Consider the following 18,317-nt stretch of genomic DNA (forward strand, 5'->3'; position numbering starts at 1 on the left):
AACGGCGAATCGCACAGTGCGCATCAGCGCTGCACGGTGCGAAACGCGCCAGAAATCCCTGCAAAAACAACCGCCTGACCGTCGCGCACCGTGCGCCTTTTTATCTCGCCATCCTTCGGTCGTGGTGCCCGCCGCGACCCTCTGCGCCCTCCATGACACGCCAGCACCCGAGATCATGCGATATGTGCCCAACTGGCTCATGGCTGAGGTCCATCGGTTGCGCGCGGCACGAAGAGCCCCTCCGGCTGCAAGGCGGTGAGGGCTTCCGATGCCGCCGGGACGAGCGAAGGGGAATCCTCCGGCGTGCGGTCGAGGGCGGTGGGATCGGAAGTGGAAGCGCCGATCTGCTGCGCCACGAAGATCGCGGCCTCGCGCCAGTCGCGCGGCGGTGCGACAGCCAATCCGCCATCGGGAAGCTCTTCACCGAGCAGGATCGGCGTCAGTACCGCGACATAGCTGCGGGTCTCGGCCGGAAGCGGGCGTGCGGTCGAGAGGTAGTCATCATAGCGCCCGGGGCCGGCATTATAGGCGGCAAGCATCGCCGCGACATTGCCGTAGCGATCCCACATCTCGCGCAGATAGGCCGTGCCCGCGAGGATATTGTCGCGCGCATCATAGGGATCGGTGCCGAGTCCATGACGGATGCGCAACTCCGCCCAGGTCTCGGGCATGACCTGCATCAGGCCCATCGCCCCGGCGGAGGAAAGCGCCTGTAGATCGCCCGCGCTTTCGACGCGCATCACCGCGATGATCCAGGCGGCCGGGATGCCGAACCTCTGCGCTGCCTCGGCGATAAGGGCACCGTGAGGATGCGAGACGGTGGCGGAATGCTGTGGATCGGTCTGCGCCAAACCCTGCTGTATCGCGGTGGTTGCCGTCAGCAGGCCGGAAAGAAGGAAGAGGAGGATGCGGCGGCTTGAGCCACATCTCCCGATCATCTGGCGGGAACAGGGCATGACAATAGTCACTCCTGCTCGTCGTGCTTCTTCGCGCGGGTCCAGCGCAGGTTCCAGTCGCGGCCTTCCTCATTCGACTGGAACAGCCGGGCGCGGATCGGCTGCGGGAACACCGGATCATCGAGCACGACAGAGATATACGGACCCGCGCTTTCGCCGGTGTGTTTCCAGCCCGCGCCGACCTCCGGCCCGTCCTCATCGCCGAGATGGATACGATAGGCGGGCGCCTTCTCGGAGTCGGGGTTGTCGGTCGGAACGAAGGTCAGCTCGACGTCGAGCAAGAGGGTGCGAACCTGCCCGGAGTAGCCGGAGGCGGTGCGGGTAAACTGGCCGATCTGTGCCATTGGAGGCTCCTTTCAAATGCGGTGGAGAAGATGCGGGACGGCGCAATCGCCCCGCTCTAGACGCGCCGTCACCGCATCGGCGCGCGCCAGACAAAGCGGCCATCGCCGTCTTCATCGGTGTAAAGCGGGGTGGCCCGACCGATCACCGCCGAGACGGGAAACGGGCCGAAGTAGCGACCGTCGAGGCTGTCGCCGACATCCGGGTTCATCAGGAAGACCTCGCCCCCGGCGATGATGCGGCAGCCCTGCCAGACCGGCAGGTCGCGGCCGGTTCTGTCGCGATCACGCGCCTCGCCGAGCGGAACACCGTCGACGGTGATGGCGCGGCCGTCGCGGCATAGCCGCTGTCCGGGCAGGCCGAGGACGCGCTTCAGAAGCGGCACGTCGCGGGCGACGTAGCCGCGCTCGACCATGAAGGAAGCAAGGGGTTCTGGCGGAAGGACCGCGACGAGATCGGAGAGGTCGATCCGCTCGGCGAGCGCGACAGTGTAGAAGCCGATCGGCACGCTGGCCGAAGCGTTCCAGATCAGCCGTGGCGCGGTCGGAGCGATTCCAGCGATGGCGATCCCGAGCACGGAGACCGCGGAGACCATGACATAGCGGATGCGGGTCATGGAGCGATCTCCCGCCGCCGCAGCCATGCGCGATGGCGCGCGACCGTATAGGGTCGCGGCGCTTCGCTTGCGCTCATCCAGTGGCCAACGTGCCGCCAGTGATCGGAATCGACCTCGGCCAGATCGATGCCGCCGGCCTCGATCCCATCGATGTGGCGAAGGACGGCTTCGACCTTTGGCCAGCCGTCGATCTTCAGGAGAATCTCGCCGCCGGGATGGACGCAGGGCAGCGTCTGGCAGGGTGCGCCCGGTGCCACCGCGCGCAGGATGTGGAGGCGCGACGTGATCGTCCCAAAGTCATTCGCCGCCCAGCGAACGAAGGCGAAGATCGTGCCAGGAAGGAAGAAGACATGGCGGCGATTGTTGTCGAGGATCTGCGAGCCGGCCTTCTGGCCGAACCTGATCCAGTATTCGGTCCGGCCTTCGATCCAGGTCAGCTCCACCCGGGTCAAATCGGCCATATGCGCGTCGATGGCGATCACGGGCGTTCCCCCGCTCCATCGGGAAACTCGCGCGCCAACAGGTCACGCAGCATCGCGGCGACAGTGATGCCGCGCCCGAACGCAGCGATCTTGATCCGCCCGCGCAGTTCAGGCGTGATGTCCACGGTGAGCCGGGCGGAGTAAAACGTCGCGACACCATCGCACTCGGGCCGCGCGTCGCCGGCCTTGATCCAGCCATCGGGATCGGCTGGGCGAGTCGCGAAACCACGCTTGTCAGACCCTCCGGTCATGACGATGCCCTCCCGATGTACAGGCGCAGGATCTCGGCGGCCAGTGCCGCGATCTCGCACGCCGCAGGCGACTGGTCATCGATTTCGCGGGCCAGCCTCCCGGTCTGCGCGGAATCGGTGAAGACGACGCGCTGGCCGATGGTGCTGGCGAGCAGCCGTGGATCCTGGTCCGCCAGCATCTCGGCCGTTTCACGGGCGATGACGGTGCGCGCCCCGCAGCGGTTGAGTACGAACCGGGCAGCGAGTTGGGGCCGGTAGATACGGGCCTCCGCCAGGAGGGCAAGCATTTCGGCCGAGGCCCAGCCGTCGAGGGGTGACGGCTGCACCGGGATCAGCACGAGATCTGCGGCGAGCAGCGCGGAGCGCATCAGGCCAGCAACACGCGGCGGGCCGTCGATGACGATATGATCTGCGTCACGGGCCAGATCAGGGGCTTCACGGTGCAGCGTGTCGCGCGCCAGGCCGACCGTAGCGAAGGCACGGGGATGGCCTTCCCTTACGCGTTGCTGCGACCAGTCGAGGGCAGAGCCTTGCGGATCGGCATCAATCAGGGTGACGCGCTGGCCATCCCGCGCGAGTTCACCAGCAAGGTGCAGCGCCAGGGTCGTCTTGCCAACGCCACCCTTCTGGTTGAGGAGCGCGATGATCATCGGTCCCCTCCCGGCAGATCGACGGGCAGAGGGGAAGTGTTGGGATCGTCAAACCGCAATTCATTGCCCGGATCGGCTGCCGGTTTGCGGGCCGATTCCGGCTGCAATGCGCCCTTCTTTGCAGAAATCCGGAGGCTTCTGGCGGTGTCGCGGATGAACTTTTCCACATCGCCCGCGCGCCCTTCAATGTTAGACTCTTTGTTAGACTCTAAGTTAAGGGCACGATTTTGCGTGTGGCCACGGTGGGTTAATCCCGGTTTCGGTTCCGCATAGCACGTGACCCCGGTTCCTGATGGCACGTCCCTCCGGGTTCCTGATGGCACGACGGCATTCACAGGTTTCCCACAAGACGGAGCGGGCTCGAAAGCCAGGAGAACGCGACCGCCGATCTCGACTTCCAGAAAGAGGGTGTATCCGGGCAGCGGCTGGCGACGGATGATGTCGCGCAGCTCGAAGGAAAAACGCTTGAACGGCGATAGGCTACCCGATTTCTGATGCAGATGCCGGAAGTCGAACCGCCATCCAGCTTTCTGGCGACCACCATGCTTGCGCACGATGCGGTAGAGCCAGCGTTCCAGGCCCCCGGTCAGGTCGAAATAGGCCGGGTCGATGGTCAACACGAGGGCGTCGTCCAGAACGGCCTGATAGAACCAGTCCGGCACGATCAACTCGATCCCGTCGGGGCGACCATCACGCCCGCTGCGCTCCTTCCATTCGTTGATCCAGGAAAAGCGATGACGCCTGCCTTCCACCAGCTGGCGGATCGTAGTGCTGACCGTGGTGGATTGCAGGCGGTCGAGTGCTGCTCTCAAGCGCTGGTAATCGCGCTTCGAGGTGCCGCGACCGATGAAGCGCAGGATTTCATAGGGGGTCGCGGCCATCAGCCGCGATGTCCGCAAGCCGGCATCGCGCGCCTCGACAATCTGACTCGCCGCCCAGATCAGGATATCGGCGTCCCAGATCGTGGCCATGCCATGATCGGGAACCGCTTCGACCCGGATGGTCACATTGCCAGCGGCAAAATCGATCGGCGCGATGCGTCGGGATTTGGCGAGGGAGAAGAACGGATAGGCCATGAGATCCTGTGCATCTCTGGGGGCGAAATCACCGGGCAGCGCCCTGAAGAGGTCGAGCTGCCCGCGCTCGGAAGGGGACCCGCGTCGCGCTGCCATGGAAATATGCGAAGGCTCAGCGGGCGAAGCTTCGGGCCTGGTGGCCGGGCAACTGCGGATGACGCTTGGCGGGCAGAGCCGAGCCGCGCGGATCCGAGGTGGAGGTCACCGCGCCGCGTTCGGTCCAGGCTTCCAGATCGTCGATGGCGTAGACGACGCGCCCGCCAAGTTTGCGATAGGCCGGGCCGGTCCCATAGGTGCGGTGCTTTTCAAGGGTCCGCGCAGAAAGGCTCAGGAACTTGGCGGCATCCTTGGTGCGCAGAAAGCGCGGCGGCAAAAGGATGGGATCTTGCGGCATGGGGCATACCTCCGTGGTGTTGGGGACGGTCGCTGCGGATCAGCGACGGGCAACGACCACGGTGGCGAACAAGACGCGGCGATATGCAGGGCGAAGTTGGAGGGTATCGAAATCGCCCACCGCCCGAGGCTGTAAACTGCGCTAGCGTGGGCGGCGATGACGCAGCAGCTTTCGATATCCGCCCGCAATCATAGAGCGGGCATCACGCAGCAACGCCTTGACGGTGTGGCGGGCCGAGGAGGCCTGCCATTCATCCCTGTCAAACGGACCGGAATGCAGGATGACCTGCGCGATTTCCTTTTGGGTGGCACCTGCGCGGTGACCGTCGAAGGCCCGCAGCATGCGCCGCAACCTTGCGCGCTGCTGCCGGGTCATTCGAGTGTCAGGAGGGATCGAGCGCCCGTGCAGGGCAGCGAGAAGCCGCTCCACTGCCTCGATCCGGTCAAAACCGTCGAGGCTGAGGGGAATGATCGCAACGGCAACCCTGTCGCCACCACTGGTGCCGTCCAGGATCTGGAGGGCCTGCCCGTTGCCGAGTGCGAAGCGGAACGCAACATCGATACTGTCTGGTGCGACGTCCCCACGCCTGATCGGCGGCGTGGTGCCAGGCGTGTCACCGAGCTCCACAAGGGTGTCGGCAAGCACGACGACACTGCTGTCTGCCTGCGGAAGCCAGAGCACCGGCGCTTCTGGAGGCGACAGCAGAGGATCAACCGGGAAATCGCAACCCCCACCGCTGCCGAATACGTTCGGTCAGCGGGTCGGGGTCTCCTCGCGCAGAGGCTACGGATTCAAAATCGGCATCGTACTCATCATTCCGACGCAACCATTCCCATGCCATATCGGATGCCGTCAGTGCATCCAGATGGTCGTAGTCAGCCGAAGAGCGCCATGTCGAGGCATCCGGAATCATCGCAACCTCCCGAGTGTTTTACTGGGAATTTCGGATGTTCAGCATTCCCGGGGAAGTTGAGCCAGGGAAGTCAGCTTCAGGTTGACAGGTGATGCGTGGCACGCATCACGGGTCAGGTCTTGCGCTGGCTCTCAGCGACCAGCTGGCGATAGCCCTCTTCCGTCATCCACCTTGCGCGCGCCAGGTGGGCATCATGAACCGAGCGACAGTGCACAGGGTCCTGTTCAGGATCCAGTCCGAACAGGACCTGCACAGCTTCACGCCAGTCAGCGCCATCGCGCTCTGCATCAAGCAGGCGCATATAAAGCTTCATGTGGTCCCGGTCATAGGCCGTGAGCCTGTCGCTGGCCGGTGGTTCGTCAAGAAACTCCTGAAGGACTTTCCCCATCACGTTCTCATCACCGCTGGTAACGCATTTGTTAACCACCTCCGTAGAGAGATAGCCATTCTTTTTGACGAGATCCGTCGTCGCCACGATGGTGACGCTACGGTCTTGTGCTGCGGCTTTCGTGAAGCAACAACACGCCCTCGCCCTTGTCGGTTGCCAGAAAAACGATCCCCGCTGCCTCGAGAGCCCGGCGCACCTCATCGCGCGTAGACTCGAACACCTCGAGTCCATTTTCGGATTCGAGGCGCTTGAGCGCGGTAAGTGATACTCTGGCCTTGTCAGCGAGCGTCTCCTGCGTCCAGCCCAAGAGCGCACGCGCGGCCCGTGATTGGCGAGCGGTGATCATACATGATCACCTCCCATCCGGACCTGCACACGCTCCAGAACTACGACTATAATAGTCGCTTTATGCTGTGGCGCAAATCAGAAACCATCTCGGAGGCATGGTATTTATGGATTCTCGGCTGGGCACACGGCAACTGATTCGGTTGCCGCGAACTGAGGCGCAGGCCCTGTATCCAGGAGCAGGATCGGCACAGCAGGCCAGAGTCGGGGGCGCATCGGCCTGCACCTCTCGCGCTGAGATATCCGCTGCGTCCGGCGCGAGCATGGGAAAACCCGGCGGCCTGCGCCGCCGGGTTCCGGGCTTCCCGCTCAGAACGGGATGTCATCGTCGTCGATGAACTTGCCGTCGTCGGTCTCGGTCTGTTTCGCCCGGCTCAGGAAATCGACCGTCTCGGCGATGATCTCGCAGCCGTAGCGGTCAACGCCTGCCGCATCGGTCCATTTCGTGTAGTGGATACGGCCGCGCACCAGAAGCTTCATGCCCTTTTCGCAATGCTCCTGGACCGTCTTGCCGAGGCCGTTGAAGCAGGTGATGCGGTGCCATTCGGTGTCCTGCACCCGATAGCCGTTCTCGTCGCGGACCACACGGCCTTCTGCGTAGCGGGGGCGCGAGGTGGCCAGGGTGAAGCGGGTGATGCCGGTGCCGCCCTGGGTGGTGATGGTTTCGGGGGCTTGGCCGATGTTGCCGGCGAGGATGACGATGTTCTGCATTATAAGTCTCCGTTGCTTCTCGGAGGGACCATCCCTCCGACGAGACCCGGCCAAGGCCGTCGGGAGCGACCCGCAACTGCCGCCCTCGCGGCTGCTTGCCCCCAAGGCCCGGAGTGGTGCGGGCAGGCGCGCCTCGCGCGCCAACACGGTCCGGAGCCGCGGGGGTTGCTGGTGGAAACCGAACGGACTTAGGGGATCAGTCAGGCGGAGGGAGTGGTGCGTTCGAGTGCTCTTCGGAGACACAGAGCAGAACTGGCATCCCATGCGGGTATCAGCATCGCTCCCCTGAAACTGGCACCAGAGAGGACAGGTCAATCAGCTCACTTCGCGGCCCCCCTGCCCTTCCCGCCGGAAGGCCTTTTGGTTCGGGACGAGGACACCCAGGCTATCGGATGCAGATACAGATCCGCTCAGCCATGCCTGCGCAGGCCGAGGCGCGGGCCAACATCATTGCAGAAAGGTGCCATGAAGATGGCGCGGCCTACTTGACGAAACAGCATGGACCGATTGGCCGATTTCGACCGCCGGCTGTACAGGGATCATGCCGACGCAGATTTCCCATAACGGGCGATGACGGCCAGGAACGGAGAACGACTGGCCCACGATGGGCATCGTGTCCCGTTACACTGAGGGTGCCCGGATCCCGGCGGCACAAGCCGGCGGGTTCTCCTGAGAGCGCCGTCCCCAGCCAAAGCCTCAGCGCGAAAACACCGACTCGCCGAGAGCATTCAGATGCACGATGGCCGAGATGCCGATGATGAGCCCGCCGATGCCACCGAGCAAATTGAGGACAAGGCCAGAATCTAAGGCGTTTTTCGTGATGCCATAGACCAGCGCATAGCCTGCGATGGTGGCGGGCACGGCGAAGAGAGCAAGGGCGATCAGCCGCAGCGCGGGATTCCGCGCAAAGCCGAGAACCATGATCACCGCTGCAACCGACAGCAACGCGGCACCGAGGGCAGCGAGGCCGGACATCAGGATACCCGCCCCTGCGCCCCAGGCAAATTGTACGGCAGAGATGGCGGCCATTACAGGCAGCGCATAGATCGCAAGATTCCAGGCGATCACACAGGCAGCAATGGTCAGCGCAATGGCGAGAATGATCAGTGTCATGGAGACCTCCAGCGAACGAATGTGGGAATCACGTCAGGCTGCCGGGAGCGAGGCTCGGCTGCGACTATGTTCATTCACCGGTTCTGCAAGGATGTCTTATCTGACCGTGAAACCGGCCTTCCGTCAAGTAAAGGCAGCTGGACCAGCCGCCTGTCGGCGGCGCTTTACGCGCCGCCGTCGAACTTCATGACCGGGATGCCGAGCTTACGAGCCTTGTCCGCCAGGTTTTCCTGAATCCCGGAGCCGGGGAAGACCATGACGCCGATCGGCAGGGTGTCGAGCATGGCGTCGTTGCGTTTGAAGGGCGCGGCCTTGGCGTGCTTCGTCCAGTCGGGCTTGAAGGCGACCTGCGGAACCTTCCGGTTGTCTGCCCAGCGGGAGGCGATCAGTTCGGCGCCCTTGGGTGAACCGCCGTGCAGCAACACCATGTCCGGGTGCTTGGCTTGGACCTGATCGAGCCGCGCCCAGATCAGACGATGGTCGTTGAAGTCCGCACCGCCAGTGACGGCGACCTTGGGGCCGGCGGGCAGCAGCACCTCGGCCTCGGCACGGCGTTTCGCGGCCAGGAAGTCGCGGCTGTCGATCATTGCCGAAGTGAGGTTGCGATGGTTGACCATCGAGCCGGACCGCGGCCGCCAGGCGCTGCCGGTGTGGTGCTCGAAGGCGTCAGCGGAGAGGTCACGAAGCAACTCCATTGTGTTCCGCCGTTCGATTAGAGTCTGCCCCTCCGCCGTGAGGCGTTCGAGTTCGACGCTTTTGACCTCACTGCCATCCTGTTCCCGCTGAAGGCGGCGCTGCGCCTGCTCGTTGTCGTCCAGATTGCGCTCCACCCTGTCGTTGGCGCGGTGGAAGAGGTTGACAGCCCCCCAGAGCAGATCTTCGAGATCGGGTTCAAGGCGGGTATCGGACAGCGTCGAGACGAGGGCATCGAAGATATCTGCGACGGCGGAGGCGACGATGTTGCCCTCGGGCAGCGGCCGGGGATCGGGTTCATCCTGGAAAGGGCGCCAGCCGTAGAGCTGGAGTTCGGTGAGGGCGTGATCGGTCTGGGAAGAGGTGTGGATCGGCTCGTCGCCTGCAGTGTGGGTTGCCTTCATCATCGGGAGCGTCCTTCGTCTGGAGACCGCGCCCATCGCGGCCTTCGCAGGCGTCGAAGCGCACGGGCAGGACGGGTTGGCAGCCCTCGCCCGCTCCGCGAGGGCCTTGATGGCCAAGGCCGACTATTTTGTCTTTCGCGATGCAAAGGCGGGGCTCGCCCCCGCCGGCGGAAAATAGTCGGCCGCCGCCATTGCCTGCCCGGCCCCGCTTGTGCGCCGATCGCCCTCTCAAGTAGGCCGTGGGTGCGGGACTCTCCGACGCAGGATGCAGCTGCCGATGGCGCGCGAAGGCAACCGGCGGGCGACAGAGCCACACCGCGCCTCCAAGATCGGACCCGCCCTCAGCCCATGAGGAAACGGCGCATGTCATCGGGATGAAGCTGATCTTTCAGGACCGCCCGTAGAGCATCGGCACCGTGCAGCCGCAGATCGTCGTTGAAATCACCCTCGACCGGCGTAAGCGATATCGCCTCGATTCCGAGGCTCGCTGCTCTGGCAATCAAGCTGTCTCTCGCACTGTCCCCGGCCGGGTCGCGATCCCGGATGACATAGAGCCGGCGCAGCGTTGCCGGGAACAGGGTGGCGGCGAGATGAGCGGCCGAAAGCGCTGCCAGCATCGGCATGTGGGGCAGAACCTGACGGGGCGACAGAACTGTTTCGATGCCCTCTCCGGCGGCGAGCACGTCACCGGCGGCACCGAAGCGGACGCCGTGGCCGAGAAGGTCGCCCATTGCTCGCCTCGGTGTTTCGACAGGTGCCTTGGCTGAACCGTCGAGGGCAAGCCAGGTGCGGTGCGCGCCGGTCTGTCGTCCGCTGAGATCGGTGACGGCAGCGACCATCGCCGGCCAGATCTCTGTGGGGGAATGCTCGTCAGGCCGGTAATAGCACCGGGAATGGTAGCGCAGTGCGGTGATGCCCTCGAGCGACGTGATCGCCCGCCCGCTAAGGTAGATCGCCGCAAGGGTGCTCGGGAGCGGCTTCGACATGGCGAAGAGCCGCCGAGACGCTTCAGGCGAACCGACCGCCATGCCCGGCACCCGGCCGGTGGGCATTCTGGTTTTTTCCGGCTCGGGATGCGGGAGCGAGAGGAAACGGTGCGCTTCCTCGGCCACATCCTTGAACTCGACGAGGCCAAGCGCCTCGCGGATTACATCCAGCAGATCGCCATGTTCAGCCGTGGCGCTGTCGGTCCATTTGCCTGCCGGGCCTTTGGCGCTGTCCTTCAGCCGGACATAGAGGGATCGGCCGGAGGTGTTCCGCACATCCCCGACCAGCCAGTAATTGCCTGCCCGCCGCCCGGCGGAGAGGTATTCGCGGCAGACCGCCTCGGCCTCGCGGCCGAGACGATGCGCCAGTTCCGATGCCTGGCGCGGTGCCATCATGCAGCCTCCCGCTCGCCGATGCGCTCGACCGGCCAGCGGTCGAATATCCGGGCGAGGACAGCCACGCCGGAGGCATCGGTGGGCACGAACATCTTGAGCTTCCACGAGATGATCTCGTGGAAGAGGCCATACGCCGTCAGCCGTTCGCGCATCGTGTCGGTGAAACCCGACAATTCGATGCGCAGCGCACCCATCACCCGGACCCGGCGAAGCTGGAGGCCCTCTTCAAGATCGAGGATTGTCCGCCCGTCCATCAGCGCCGTGTAGGCATCCTCCGGCGTCAGCAAGGTGGTGCCGGCCACGGTCACATGGGCGACCCAAGCTGGCGACACGCGGCGGCCGATGATCCTTTCACCCGTATCGGTCTGGAGACGATAGACACGGGTGGACTCGTTCGGCAGCCGTTTCCAGATCGGCAGCAAGAGGCCTGTGACCATGTGCAGGGCGGCATCCGTGAACTCCGGTACATCCGCCACCTCAGCATTCCAGGCCGAAGCGAAGTCCTCCCGGTCGGCCTCAACCCAATAAGTCTCGGGCATGGCCTTTACGGGTACATTCTGTGCCTCCATCGGCCGGATCAGCCGGACGCGGCGCTCGATCTCGCCGTCATCCAGCATAACGCTGGTGGTCGGCACCTGCACGGCGGCACGGCCCGACCGATCATTGACCATCAGGACTGCACGCGGATCGTCCAGATACGCCAGCGCATCGGCCAGTGTGTCCGGATGGTTGCGCCTGCGTTCGGTGATGGTCAGCAGGCGGGTTTCGGCGCCAGTGCGCGGGTGGGTGTAGATCGTCCGGCGGTCGGTGACGATGAAGCTCTCGGCCGTCAGTGTCTCCAGCCCGGCGTCATAGTTGCCGGACGCGATGGCGCCTTCGATCTTCGCCGTCAGGAGCTGCTCGAAGGCGGTAAACAGGATGCCCTGAAGCTCGATGGTCAGCGCCAGCATCCGGTTGAGGAAGGTCGTGATGCCGGGAAGTTCATCCTTGATCCCGTTCGAGTCCATCAGCTTCAATCCGGTCGCCGCCTCGAAGCGCTCGAGCGAGCATCCCTCGACCTTGCCGCGCACCAGCAACAGGTAAAGCTGGCGCAGCGCGTCGCGCGCATAGTGAGATTCCAGATTATCCTCGGGACGGAACAGGCCCTGGCCGCCGGTCTGGCGCTGGCCGCGGGTGATTGCCCCCAGCGTGTCGAGGCGGCGGGCAATGGTCGAAAGAAACCGCTTCTCAGCCTTCACATTGGTCGAGATCGGTCGGAACAGCGGCGGCTGCGCCTGATTGGTGCGGTGAGTGCGGCCAAGGCCCTGAATGGCCGTATCCGCTTTCCACCCGGCTTCGAGCAGGTAATGGACGCGCAGCCGGGTGTTCCGCGCCGACAGTTCGGCGTGATAGCTGCGCCCGGTGCCGCCGGCGTCGGAAAACACCAGGACACGCTTGCTATCATCCATGAACGCCTGCGTCTCGGCGAGGTTGGCGGAACCGGCACGGTTCTCGACGACAAGCCGGTCCATGGTGACGCCATTGCCCGGCTTGCGGATGATGCGGCGCGAGCGGCCCGTTACCTCAGCCACCGTATCCGTCCCGAAATGCTGGATCACCTGGTCCAGCGCACCGGGCACCGGCGGCAGGCTGGCGAGATGGGCGAGCAGTTCGTCACGCCGGGCGACGGCCTCGCGGCACTCAATCGGCTGACCGTCGCGCATGACCGGCCGCGACGACATATTGGCCTCGCTGTCCGTAAAGGGCTCGTAGAGCTGAACTGGAAAGGAATGGGCGAGGTAGTCCAGGACATACTCGCGCGGCGTGATGTCCACGCGCACGTCGTTCCATTCCTCAGTGGGCAGTTCCGCCAGCCGCCGTTCCATCAGCGCCTCGCCGGTCGAGACGATCTGGATGACGGAGGAACGGCCTGCTTCCAGATCGGCCGTGATCGAGCGGATCAGCGTCGGGGTTTTCATCGACGTCAGCAGGTGACCGAAGAACCGCTGCTTGGCCGATTCAAAGGCGCTGCGGGCTGCGGATTTGGCCTGACGGTTCAGAGTGCCGGTACTTCCGGTGATGTTTGCGGCCTCCATCGCCGCGTCCAGGTTGTTGTGGATGATGGCGAAGGCCCCGGCATAGGCATCGTAGATCCGGGTCTGCTCTGGGGTCAGCTCATGGTCGACCAACTCGTATTCGACGCCCTGGAACGACAGCGACCGGGCGGTGTAGAGGCCGAGCGCGCGAAGGTCACGGGCTAGGACTTCCATCGCTGCAACGCCGCCGCCCTCGATGGCCTCAACGAACTCGACCCGCGTGGCGAAGGGGAAATCCTCACCGCCCCAGAGGCCGAGCCGCTGGGCATAGGCTAGATTGTGAACCGTGGTGGCCCCCGTCGCCGAGACATAGACGATGCGAGCATCCGGCAGGGCATGCTGCAGACGAAGCCCTGCACGACCCTGCTGCGAAGCGGCGACATCCCCACGATCTCCCTTGCTGCCAGCAGCGTTCTGCATTGAATGCGCCTCGTCGAAAACCACCACCCCATCGAAGTCGGTGCCCAACCATTCGACGATCTGCTTGACCCTGGAAACCCTTTCTCCACGGTCGTCGGAGCGTAGCGTGGCATAGGTCGTAAATAGGATGCCCTCCGTCAGCGTGACCGGCTTGCCCTGTGGGAAACGCGACAGCGGCGTGACCAGCAGCCGTTCCATGCCGAGGGCCGACCAGTCCCGCTGGGCGTCTTCCAGCAGCTTGTCGGACTTGCTGATCCAGACGGCCTTGCGACGGCCCTGCATCCAGTTATCGAGGATGATGGCGGCGGATTCCCGGCCCTTGCCCACGCCGGTGCCGTCGCCAATGAAGAAACCTTGTCGGAACCGGACGGCATTCTTCGCGTCCTCCGGGGCGGCGCTGACAACATCGAACGTATCGTCCACCGTCCAGGCCCCAGCGAGATGATCAGCGTGGGCCTGTCCGGCATAGATTACCGTCTCAAGCTGCGCATCGGACAAGAGGCCGTGGATGGTCTTCGGCAGATGCGGCCGGTAGCTGGGCTTCGGTGGCGCCACGCTCGCCATCGCGGCCGACTGGACGAGCTGCGTCGGATGCGCCTGCGCGCCGGGAATACGGATGACCTGAAGCCCGTATTCCTCATAGATGGCGTCGGAGATATTGCCGTCCTCAGCGGGCAGCCAATCCACGGCTTCGTAGTCAAGCGGCGCGGCCTCCGGCTCGGCCAGCGGCGCGAGCCGGGTGGATTTCGACGCGCGGTTGACATGGCCGCGCACAGTGCGTGGCGCGGGACCGGCCGGAACCACGGCAGCATCGGCGGGCATCTCGACCGGCAGCCGGGCCGGAAGATCGGCAAGCCAGCACATCAGCGTAGCGGTGTCAGGCGCGACGCCCAGCGCTGCGGGAAAGACAGCGGGATCTTCTGCGGGCAGCTTATCGATGACGGTCAGCCGCGTCGGGATGGTCGCGCCATGTTTGGCATAGACCGAACCGTCGATGGCGGCGGAGAAGACGACGCGGCCGCGCTGCTGCAACCGAGTGAAGGCATCCCGCCAGGTGGCATTGTCGGAGGCGAAATTCGCGCCGGTAATCGTCACTAGCCGCCCGCCGGGCGCGAGACGCGCCAGCGCCGAAGCGACATGGCGATAGGCGGCATCGGCGACGCGGCCCTCGACATTGGCCAGCACCGAGAACGGCGGGTTCATCAGAACGACGCTGGGGATCTGGCCGGGATCGAGATGGTCGTCGATCTGCGCCGCGTCGAAGCGGGTGACGGGAAGCGCCGGAAAGAGGGAGGAGAGCAGCGCTGCGCGCGTCTCAGCCAATTCGTTCAGAACCAGCGTCCCACCGGCGATTTCGGCCAGAATGGCGAGCAACCCGGATCCCGCCGAGGGTTCCAGCACCCGGTCAGCGGGCGTGATGGCGGCGGCCGTGGTGGCGATCAGGCCGAGGGGGATTGGCGTCGAGAACTGCTGAAAGGTCTGGGCTTCCTCCGACCGGCGCGTATGCGTCGGCAGAAGCCCGGCGATCATCGTCAGCATCAGCAGGCTCTCGGCCGCAGAGCCGGATTTACGGAGAAGCGCCTTTCCGTATTTGCGCAGGAACAGGACGGTCGCGGCTTCGCAGGCATCATAGGCGGTTTTCCAGTCCCAGGCGCCGGTGGCGTCGGAGGCGCCGAAGGCCGCTTCCATCGCGCCGCGCAGCGTGGCGGCGTCGATGCGCTGGCCACGTTCGAGACGGGGCAGCAGCAACCCCGCCGCAGCGAAGATGGACGCAGCGGTATCGCGGTCGGAGGCAAGCGGAAGCGGCGCGGTGGCCCGAGCCGTCGCGGATGCGGAAATCATGTTCATGGGGAAGACCTCGGGAGAGCGTGACAGGATCGTGCCGCGCGGCGCTCTCTCTCGACCGCACCAGCTCAAACCCTTCCCGGCCTCCCTCTGCCTCTCAGGAGGAAGGCATGGACGACATGACAAAAGCGCCCCCGCAGGGGCGCTTGTCGGGATCAGCCGAAGCGGCGACCGGCCTCGGTGAAGGTGTATTCGTTGGCAGCGATGGTTTCGTCCACCGCCTCATCCGAGGACAGATAGTCGTATTCCCGCTCAAGCTGCCGGTAGAGCCAGCGGGCGAGATCGCGCAGCGCCTCGGTCACAACTTCCTCGGCATCCTCGGTCATGTCCTGCCAGGTCGGACTGTCGCGCTCGACCGAGATCGACATGCAGTATTCGTGATAATAATGGCCGCGATGGCTGGCATCGGCGCGAAGCTGGTAAAAGTTGCGGCGCTGGACGGACTGAAGCGCATCGGCGATGCCGTGCAGGGTCGTGTCCTGCGGTGCATATTCCCTGATCCGGCGCGGGGCTTCCTTGCGGTAGGAGTAGAAAGTCTCGAAGCAGGCGCCGTCTCCCTGGCTCCAGAACCCGCGAAACCAGATGCGGGGTTCATGGCGGGTGCCGCCGCCCATGAGGCGCACGGCACGAGTCTTGAGGCGCAACCCGAGGATTTCCGCGATCCGCTGGAAATCCTCATAGACCGCATCGTACCAGTCATAATCGAAGCCGCCTTCGCGATACCAAGCACGGGCCTTGTCCTTTGCGGCGTCCGAAAGTTCATCCAGTCGATAAACGGTGGTTTCGATGACTTTACTCATCGGGATCACCTCCTTCGAGAACCTGGGCGAACCAGCCGTCGGTATAGGTCCACGCAACCGTCTTGCCGGTGGCGAGATCGAGCACATGCGCCCCGCCTCCGAAACCGTCCAGCCGCGGTCGTGAACAGGTATTGGCGTATTGGAAACCCCACAATCCGGTCAGGCCGAACGCGGTGGCGCAGCGTTTGACGAACTGGATCACATGCTCAGGATCGCCAGTGGTATCGTCGCGTATCCAGAGTTGGGTGCCGCCATGTTCGGGCTGGATAGACAGCTGGAAGCCTTCCGAAGGCGGGTCTTCGGCAGCGTTTTCCGCAGACAGCGCGTTGTAGAGATCGAGCGCGCGGGCGGCATTTTCGGAGGTGCCCACATCGAGCAGGCATGAGAAATGGGTGAAATAGTTGACCATGTCAGGCTCCTGAAAAGAGAAAGCCCGGCGCGAGGCCGGCCCGGATGGACGGGGATGTGGTGGAAGATCAGGCAGCCTGCGGCAGCGCGAGCAACTCGGCCGCAACCTCGCGCCAGAAGGTATCGACCAGTCGGACCTCACACAGGCTGGCGCGATGGCGCAGTTCGCGTGCCGGTCCTTGATCGGGCATATTGAAAGCCATGCCGCGCAGGCGGCTGGCCTCCAGCACGACCCTGCGCGCCTCGGCATCGGAGGCGACCGGCTGTTGCCAGAGGATGACCCCGCCGCGGATTTCTCCGGCAAGGACCAGGCCGAGTTCCCGGTCCTGAATGACGACGAGACGCGGACGAAAGCGCAGCGTATCGCCCGAACCGGCGCGGATGTCGCAGCGCGACACGCGCAGGGTGGCAAGGCTCATGGCCTCTTCGGGGGACTGGCCTTCGCCAAGCGGGGTGGAATGGTCGAAACCACGGGCATCGACATCAAAGCTGGCGGTGCCAATGCAGGATATGCGCAGCGGGAGCTTTTGCGCGAGGTGGAGCCGAGGAAGCACCTCGGCTGCGAGGATCTGGCCAACCGGCCGGAAGCTGTCATGACGAGCAAGGGTCATCGGAATCACTCCATGACGGGCGCCGGGAGCCTCTCTCTCCGGCAACCAACCCGTCACGGCCGAAAGGCCCGCACTTTCACTCTCCCTTGCCGGGACATGACCCGGCGCAATCTCCGGCGATGGGCAACCATCGCAGATCGGAAGGCCCGGCCGCGTCTTGCGCGATCCGGGCCTTCGGCGGAGGCGCGTTTGCGCCTCAGGCGTATGGATCTACTTCCAGCTTCACCATATCCTCGTCGCCGTCGAACTCGGCGGCGGGACAAGCGGCATGGGTGCCATCCCCGGCTTGGAACACGACGATCTCGACCATCAGCGTGGCGGCGAGGCTGGCGGCGAAGGCGGTGGCATCTGCATAGGACATGGGTTCCGGCTCCTGTCTTGAGAAGCGGAGGACCACCCCCCGCGCGACAGGCGCCCGAAGTGTCTGACCGGATCTGCAATCACCCGAGGGCGTTCGGGCTTGTCTCGAATCCCCGAGGGCGGCACGCTCGCGTAAGCCGACCCCTCTGGGGTTGATTGAGTAGGAGACGGTCAGACCAAGGTTTGCGAATGGAAGCGGGGTGGTACTTTGCATCTGACAGGTGCCGGAGCCCCGTCGCAGATGCTTCCGTCCCGCCAGCCTCGTTGTCATACGGTGATCTGGATAGTGTTCCTTCAGGCCCCTCGGGGGGTGGAACCCATGCCGCTTGTCCCGCGATGAGAGGGGAAGGTGCCGGGGTGAAGCTGGAACTTGATCCGTCGCGGCCATTGCCGTGACCATGACGGCCTGCGCAAGATGCTCCCGGCTCTTCAGTCCCAGAGCCCATCGGCGATCTCGCGCGCGATCATGGCCCTGGCTGTCATCATCACATCGTCGCCGGATGTGTCGATGTGGCCATAGAACCGTGTCCGGCCGCCATCGGCGGTCCAGTCCGCATAACGGCAATATTCGCGGGCATCGACACGGAAGACCCGCATATCCTCGGCCCAATGGGGCTTCGGCTCCACAACGACGGTTATGCCATCGCGGCTTTCCTGCCAGGGCAGAGAACGCTCCGACGGCGGATTTTCGAGGTCATCGGCAAAGATTTCGTCGACGCTCAGCATAATGCACCTCCGCTGTCGCTGCGCAGAGTTGGCAGGGGCGGATCGGCGGAAGCGTGGTCGCCGGCGTCCAAGTCACAGAGCTGTATCGAGAAAAACTCGTCGCCACGGTCCAGCATTCGGTTGAAATACTCCTCTCCGATCTCCTCGTCCGGCGGGGGATCATCGTCCCAGGCGTTACTCCACCATTCCCTGGCGATGCCTGTGCGCCAGTTCAGAGCCCCATCCCTGTCGAGAAACACACGGACATCCGTGCCATGGGGATGATCATAGATGGCGACATGAACGATCTGCGCGATGTGCTGATCGCCCGGAGTCATGGTCTCGGACAGCATGGTCTTCTCTCCTGAAACAAAAAT

General features: G+C 64.4%; 23 protein-coding genes. All 23 read right to left on the reverse strand.

Going from position 1 to position 18,317, the window contains the following annotated elements:
- Positions 1–197 precede the first annotated feature (197 nt).
- The 23 genes from JL811_RS15495 to JL811_RS15600 all read right to left on the reverse strand — a co-directional run bounded on the left by JL811_RS15495 (position 198) and on the right by JL811_RS15600 (position 18,293).
- Complete coding sequence (locus tag JL811_RS15495) at positions 198–968, reverse strand: transglycosylase SLT domain-containing protein (protein ID WP_475636552.1); 771 nt, start codon at positions 966–968, stop codon at positions 198–200.
- Positions 965–1,300, reverse strand: coding sequence for a DUF736 domain-containing protein (locus JL811_RS15500; RefSeq protein WP_202689611.1), 336 nt, complete (start codon positions 1,298–1,300; stop codon positions 965–967). Before JL811_RS15500 ends, JL811_RS15495 begins: the two co-directional genes overlap by 4 nt.
- A gap of 68 nt (positions 1,301–1,368) precedes the next feature.
- Positions 1,369–1,914, reverse strand: coding sequence for a S26 family signal peptidase (locus tag JL811_RS15505; RefSeq protein WP_202689612.1), 546 nt, complete (start codon positions 1,912–1,914; stop codon positions 1,369–1,371).
- Positions 1,911–2,396 carry a DUF2840 domain-containing protein gene (locus JL811_RS15510; RefSeq protein WP_337924756.1) on the reverse strand — a complete coding sequence of 162 codons (486 nt, stop codon included), beginning with the start codon at positions 2,394–2,396 and terminating at the stop codon, positions 1,911–1,913. The genes JL811_RS15505 and JL811_RS15510 overlap by 4 nt, the downstream gene beginning before the upstream one ends.
- Positions 2,393–2,647 carry a hypothetical protein gene (locus tag JL811_RS15515; protein ID WP_202689613.1) on the reverse strand — a complete coding sequence of 85 codons (255 nt, stop codon included), beginning with the start codon at positions 2,645–2,647 and terminating at the stop codon, positions 2,393–2,395. The genes JL811_RS15510 and JL811_RS15515 overlap by 4 nt, the downstream gene beginning before the upstream one ends.
- Positions 2,644–3,297 (reverse strand): ParA family partition ATPase, encoded by a 654-nt coding sequence (gene parA / locus JL811_RS15520; protein ID WP_202689614.1) that lies wholly within the window; start codon positions 3,295–3,297, stop codon positions 2,644–2,646. Before parA ends, JL811_RS15515 begins: the two co-directional genes overlap by 4 nt.
- Positions 3,294–4,373 (reverse strand): replication initiator protein A, encoded by a 1,080-nt coding sequence (locus JL811_RS15525; protein WP_237684997.1) that lies wholly within the window; start codon positions 4,371–4,373, stop codon positions 3,294–3,296. Before JL811_RS15525 ends, parA begins: the two co-directional genes overlap by 4 nt.
- A gap of 112 nt (positions 4,374–4,485) precedes the next feature.
- On the reverse strand, positions 4,486–4,767 hold the full coding sequence (locus tag JL811_RS15530) for a helix-turn-helix transcriptional regulator (protein WP_202689616.1): 282 nt from the start codon (positions 4,765–4,767) through the stop codon (positions 4,486–4,488).
- 141 nt (positions 4,768–4,908) lie between these two features.
- Complete coding sequence (locus tag JL811_RS19990) at positions 4,909–5,448, reverse strand: DUF2285 domain-containing protein (RefSeq protein WP_337924757.1); 540 nt, start codon at positions 5,446–5,448, stop codon at positions 4,909–4,911.
- Positions 5,449–5,476: 28 nt separating this feature from the next.
- Entirely contained in the window at positions 5,477–5,680 is a 204-nt protein-coding gene (locus JL811_RS19995; protein WP_237684998.1) for a transcriptional regulator domain-containing protein, read from the reverse strand.
- 112 nt (positions 5,681–5,792) lie between these two features.
- Complete coding sequence (locus tag JL811_RS15540) at positions 5,793–6,155, reverse strand: DNA -binding domain-containing protein (protein WP_475636553.1); 363 nt, start codon at positions 6,153–6,155, stop codon at positions 5,793–5,795.
- A gap of 10 nt (positions 6,156–6,165) precedes the next feature.
- On the reverse strand, positions 6,166–6,414 hold the full coding sequence (locus JL811_RS15545; protein WP_202689617.1) for a helix-turn-helix domain-containing protein: 249 nt from the start codon (positions 6,412–6,414) through the stop codon (positions 6,166–6,168).
- A gap of 308 nt (positions 6,415–6,722) precedes the next feature.
- Positions 6,723–7,124, reverse strand: a complete 402-nt coding sequence (locus JL811_RS15550; RefSeq protein WP_172366194.1) for a single-stranded DNA-binding protein — start codon at positions 7,122–7,124, stop codon at positions 6,723–6,725.
- Between the two features lie 696 nt (positions 7,125–7,820).
- Positions 7,821–8,237, reverse strand: coding sequence for a hypothetical protein (locus JL811_RS15555; protein WP_202689618.1), 417 nt, complete (start codon positions 8,235–8,237; stop codon positions 7,821–7,823).
- A 164-nt stretch (positions 8,238–8,401) separates the two neighbouring features.
- Positions 8,402–9,337 (reverse strand): DUF2493 domain-containing protein, encoded by a 936-nt coding sequence (locus JL811_RS15560; RefSeq protein WP_237684999.1) that lies wholly within the window; start codon positions 9,335–9,337, stop codon positions 8,402–8,404.
- Between the two features lie 338 nt (positions 9,338–9,675).
- Positions 9,676–10,713: a DUF7146 domain-containing protein gene (locus tag JL811_RS15565; protein WP_202689646.1), complete on the reverse strand. Its 1,038-nt coding sequence runs from the start codon at positions 10,711–10,713 to the stop codon at positions 9,676–9,678.
- Positions 10,713–15,059 (reverse strand): bifunctional class I SAM-dependent methyltransferase/DEAD/DEAH box helicase, encoded by a 4,347-nt coding sequence (locus JL811_RS15570; RefSeq protein ID WP_202689619.1) that lies wholly within the window; start codon positions 15,057–15,059, stop codon positions 10,713–10,715. Before JL811_RS15570 ends, JL811_RS15565 begins: the two co-directional genes overlap by 1 nt.
- A gap of 152 nt (positions 15,060–15,211) precedes the next feature.
- Entirely contained in the window at positions 15,212–15,856 is a 645-nt protein-coding gene (locus JL811_RS15575; protein ID WP_202689620.1) for an antitoxin of toxin-antitoxin stability system, read from the reverse strand.
- On the reverse strand, positions 15,849–16,265 hold the full coding sequence (locus tag JL811_RS15580; RefSeq protein WP_202689621.1) for a hypothetical protein: 417 nt from the start codon (positions 16,263–16,265) through the stop codon (positions 15,849–15,851). Before JL811_RS15580 ends, JL811_RS15575 begins: the two co-directional genes overlap by 8 nt.
- A 67-nt stretch (positions 16,266–16,332) precedes the next feature.
- Positions 16,333–16,875 (reverse strand): hypothetical protein, encoded by a 543-nt coding sequence (locus JL811_RS15585; protein WP_202689622.1) that lies wholly within the window; start codon positions 16,873–16,875, stop codon positions 16,333–16,335.
- A 196-nt stretch (positions 16,876–17,071) separates the two neighbouring features.
- Entirely contained in the window at positions 17,072–17,236 is a 165-nt protein-coding gene (locus tag JL811_RS15590) for a hypothetical protein (RefSeq protein ID WP_202689623.1), read from the reverse strand.
- A 428-nt stretch (positions 17,237–17,664) separates the two neighbouring features.
- Positions 17,665–17,961, reverse strand: coding sequence for a hypothetical protein (locus JL811_RS15595; protein WP_202689624.1), 297 nt, complete (start codon positions 17,959–17,961; stop codon positions 17,665–17,667).
- On the reverse strand, positions 17,955–18,293 hold the full coding sequence (locus JL811_RS15600; protein WP_202689625.1) for a hypothetical protein: 339 nt from the start codon (positions 18,291–18,293) through the stop codon (positions 17,955–17,957). The genes JL811_RS15595 and JL811_RS15600 overlap by 7 nt, the downstream gene beginning before the upstream one ends.
- Positions 18,294–18,317 lie beyond the last annotated feature (24 nt).

The organism is Szabonella alba, assembly GCF_016765775.1.
Lineage (GTDB): Bacteria > Pseudomonadota > Alphaproteobacteria > Rhodobacterales > Rhodobacteraceae > Szabonella > Szabonella alba.

Coding starts and splice junctions, on each gene's coding strand:
- JL811_RS15585 (WP_202689622.1), bottom strand. CDS start 16,875: ATGACCCTTGCTCGTCATGACAGCTTCCGGCCGGTTGGCCAGATCCTC.
- JL811_RS15590 (WP_202689623.1), bottom strand. CDS start 17,236: ATGTCCTATGCAGATGCCACCGCCTTCGCCGCCAGCCTCGCCGCCACG.
- JL811_RS15565 (WP_202689646.1), bottom strand. CDS start 10,713: ATGGCACCGCGCCAGGCATCGGAACTGGCGCATCGTCTCGGCCGCGAG.
- JL811_RS15570 (WP_202689619.1), bottom strand. CDS start 15,059: ATGAACATGATTTCCGCATCCGCGACGGCTCGGGCCACCGCGCCGCTT.
- JL811_RS15595 (WP_202689624.1), bottom strand. CDS start 17,961: ATGCTGAGCGTCGACGAAATCTTTGCCGATGACCTCGAAAATCCGCCG.
- JL811_RS15580 (WP_202689621.1), bottom strand. CDS start 16,265: ATGGTCAACTATTTCACCCATTTCTCATGCCTGCTCGATGTGGGCACC.
- JL811_RS15515 (WP_202689613.1), bottom strand. CDS start 2,647: ATGACCGGAGGGTCTGACAAGCGTGGTTTCGCGACTCGCCCAGCCGAT.
- parA (WP_202689614.1), bottom strand. CDS start 3,297: ATGATCATCGCGCTCCTCAACCAGAAGGGTGGCGTTGGCAAGACGACC.
- JL811_RS19995 (WP_237684998.1), bottom strand. CDS start 5,680: ATGATTCCGGATGCCTCGACATGGCGCTCTTCGGCTGACTACGACCAT.
- JL811_RS15505 (WP_202689612.1), bottom strand. CDS start 1,914: ATGACCCGCATCCGCTATGTCATGGTCTCCGCGGTCTCCGTGCTCGGG.
- JL811_RS15555 (WP_202689618.1), bottom strand. CDS start 8,237: ATGACACTGATCATTCTCGCCATTGCGCTGACCATTGCTGCCTGTGTG.
- JL811_RS15550 (WP_172366194.1), bottom strand. CDS start 7,124: ATGCAGAACATCGTCATCCTCGCCGGCAACATCGGCCAAGCCCCCGAA.
- JL811_RS15545 (WP_202689617.1), bottom strand. CDS start 6,414: ATGATCACCGCTCGCCAATCACGGGCCGCGCGTGCGCTCTTGGGCTGG.
- JL811_RS15575 (WP_202689620.1), bottom strand. CDS start 15,856: ATGAGTAAAGTCATCGAAACCACCGTTTATCGACTGGATGAACTTTCG.
- JL811_RS15530 (WP_202689616.1), bottom strand. CDS start 4,767: ATGCCGCAAGATCCCATCCTTTTGCCGCCGCGCTTTCTGCGCACCAAG.
- JL811_RS15525 (WP_237684997.1), bottom strand. CDS start 4,373: ATGGCCTATCCGTTCTTCTCCCTCGCCAAATCCCGACGCATCGCGCCG.
- JL811_RS15500 (WP_202689611.1), bottom strand. CDS start 1,300: ATGGCACAGATCGGCCAGTTTACCCGCACCGCCTCCGGCTACTCCGGG.
- JL811_RS15600 (WP_202689625.1), bottom strand. CDS start 18,293: ATGCTGTCCGAGACCATGACTCCGGGCGATCAGCACATCGCGCAGATC.
- JL811_RS15560 (WP_237684999.1), bottom strand. CDS start 9,337: ATGATGAAGGCAACCCACACTGCAGGCGACGAGCCGATCCACACCTCT.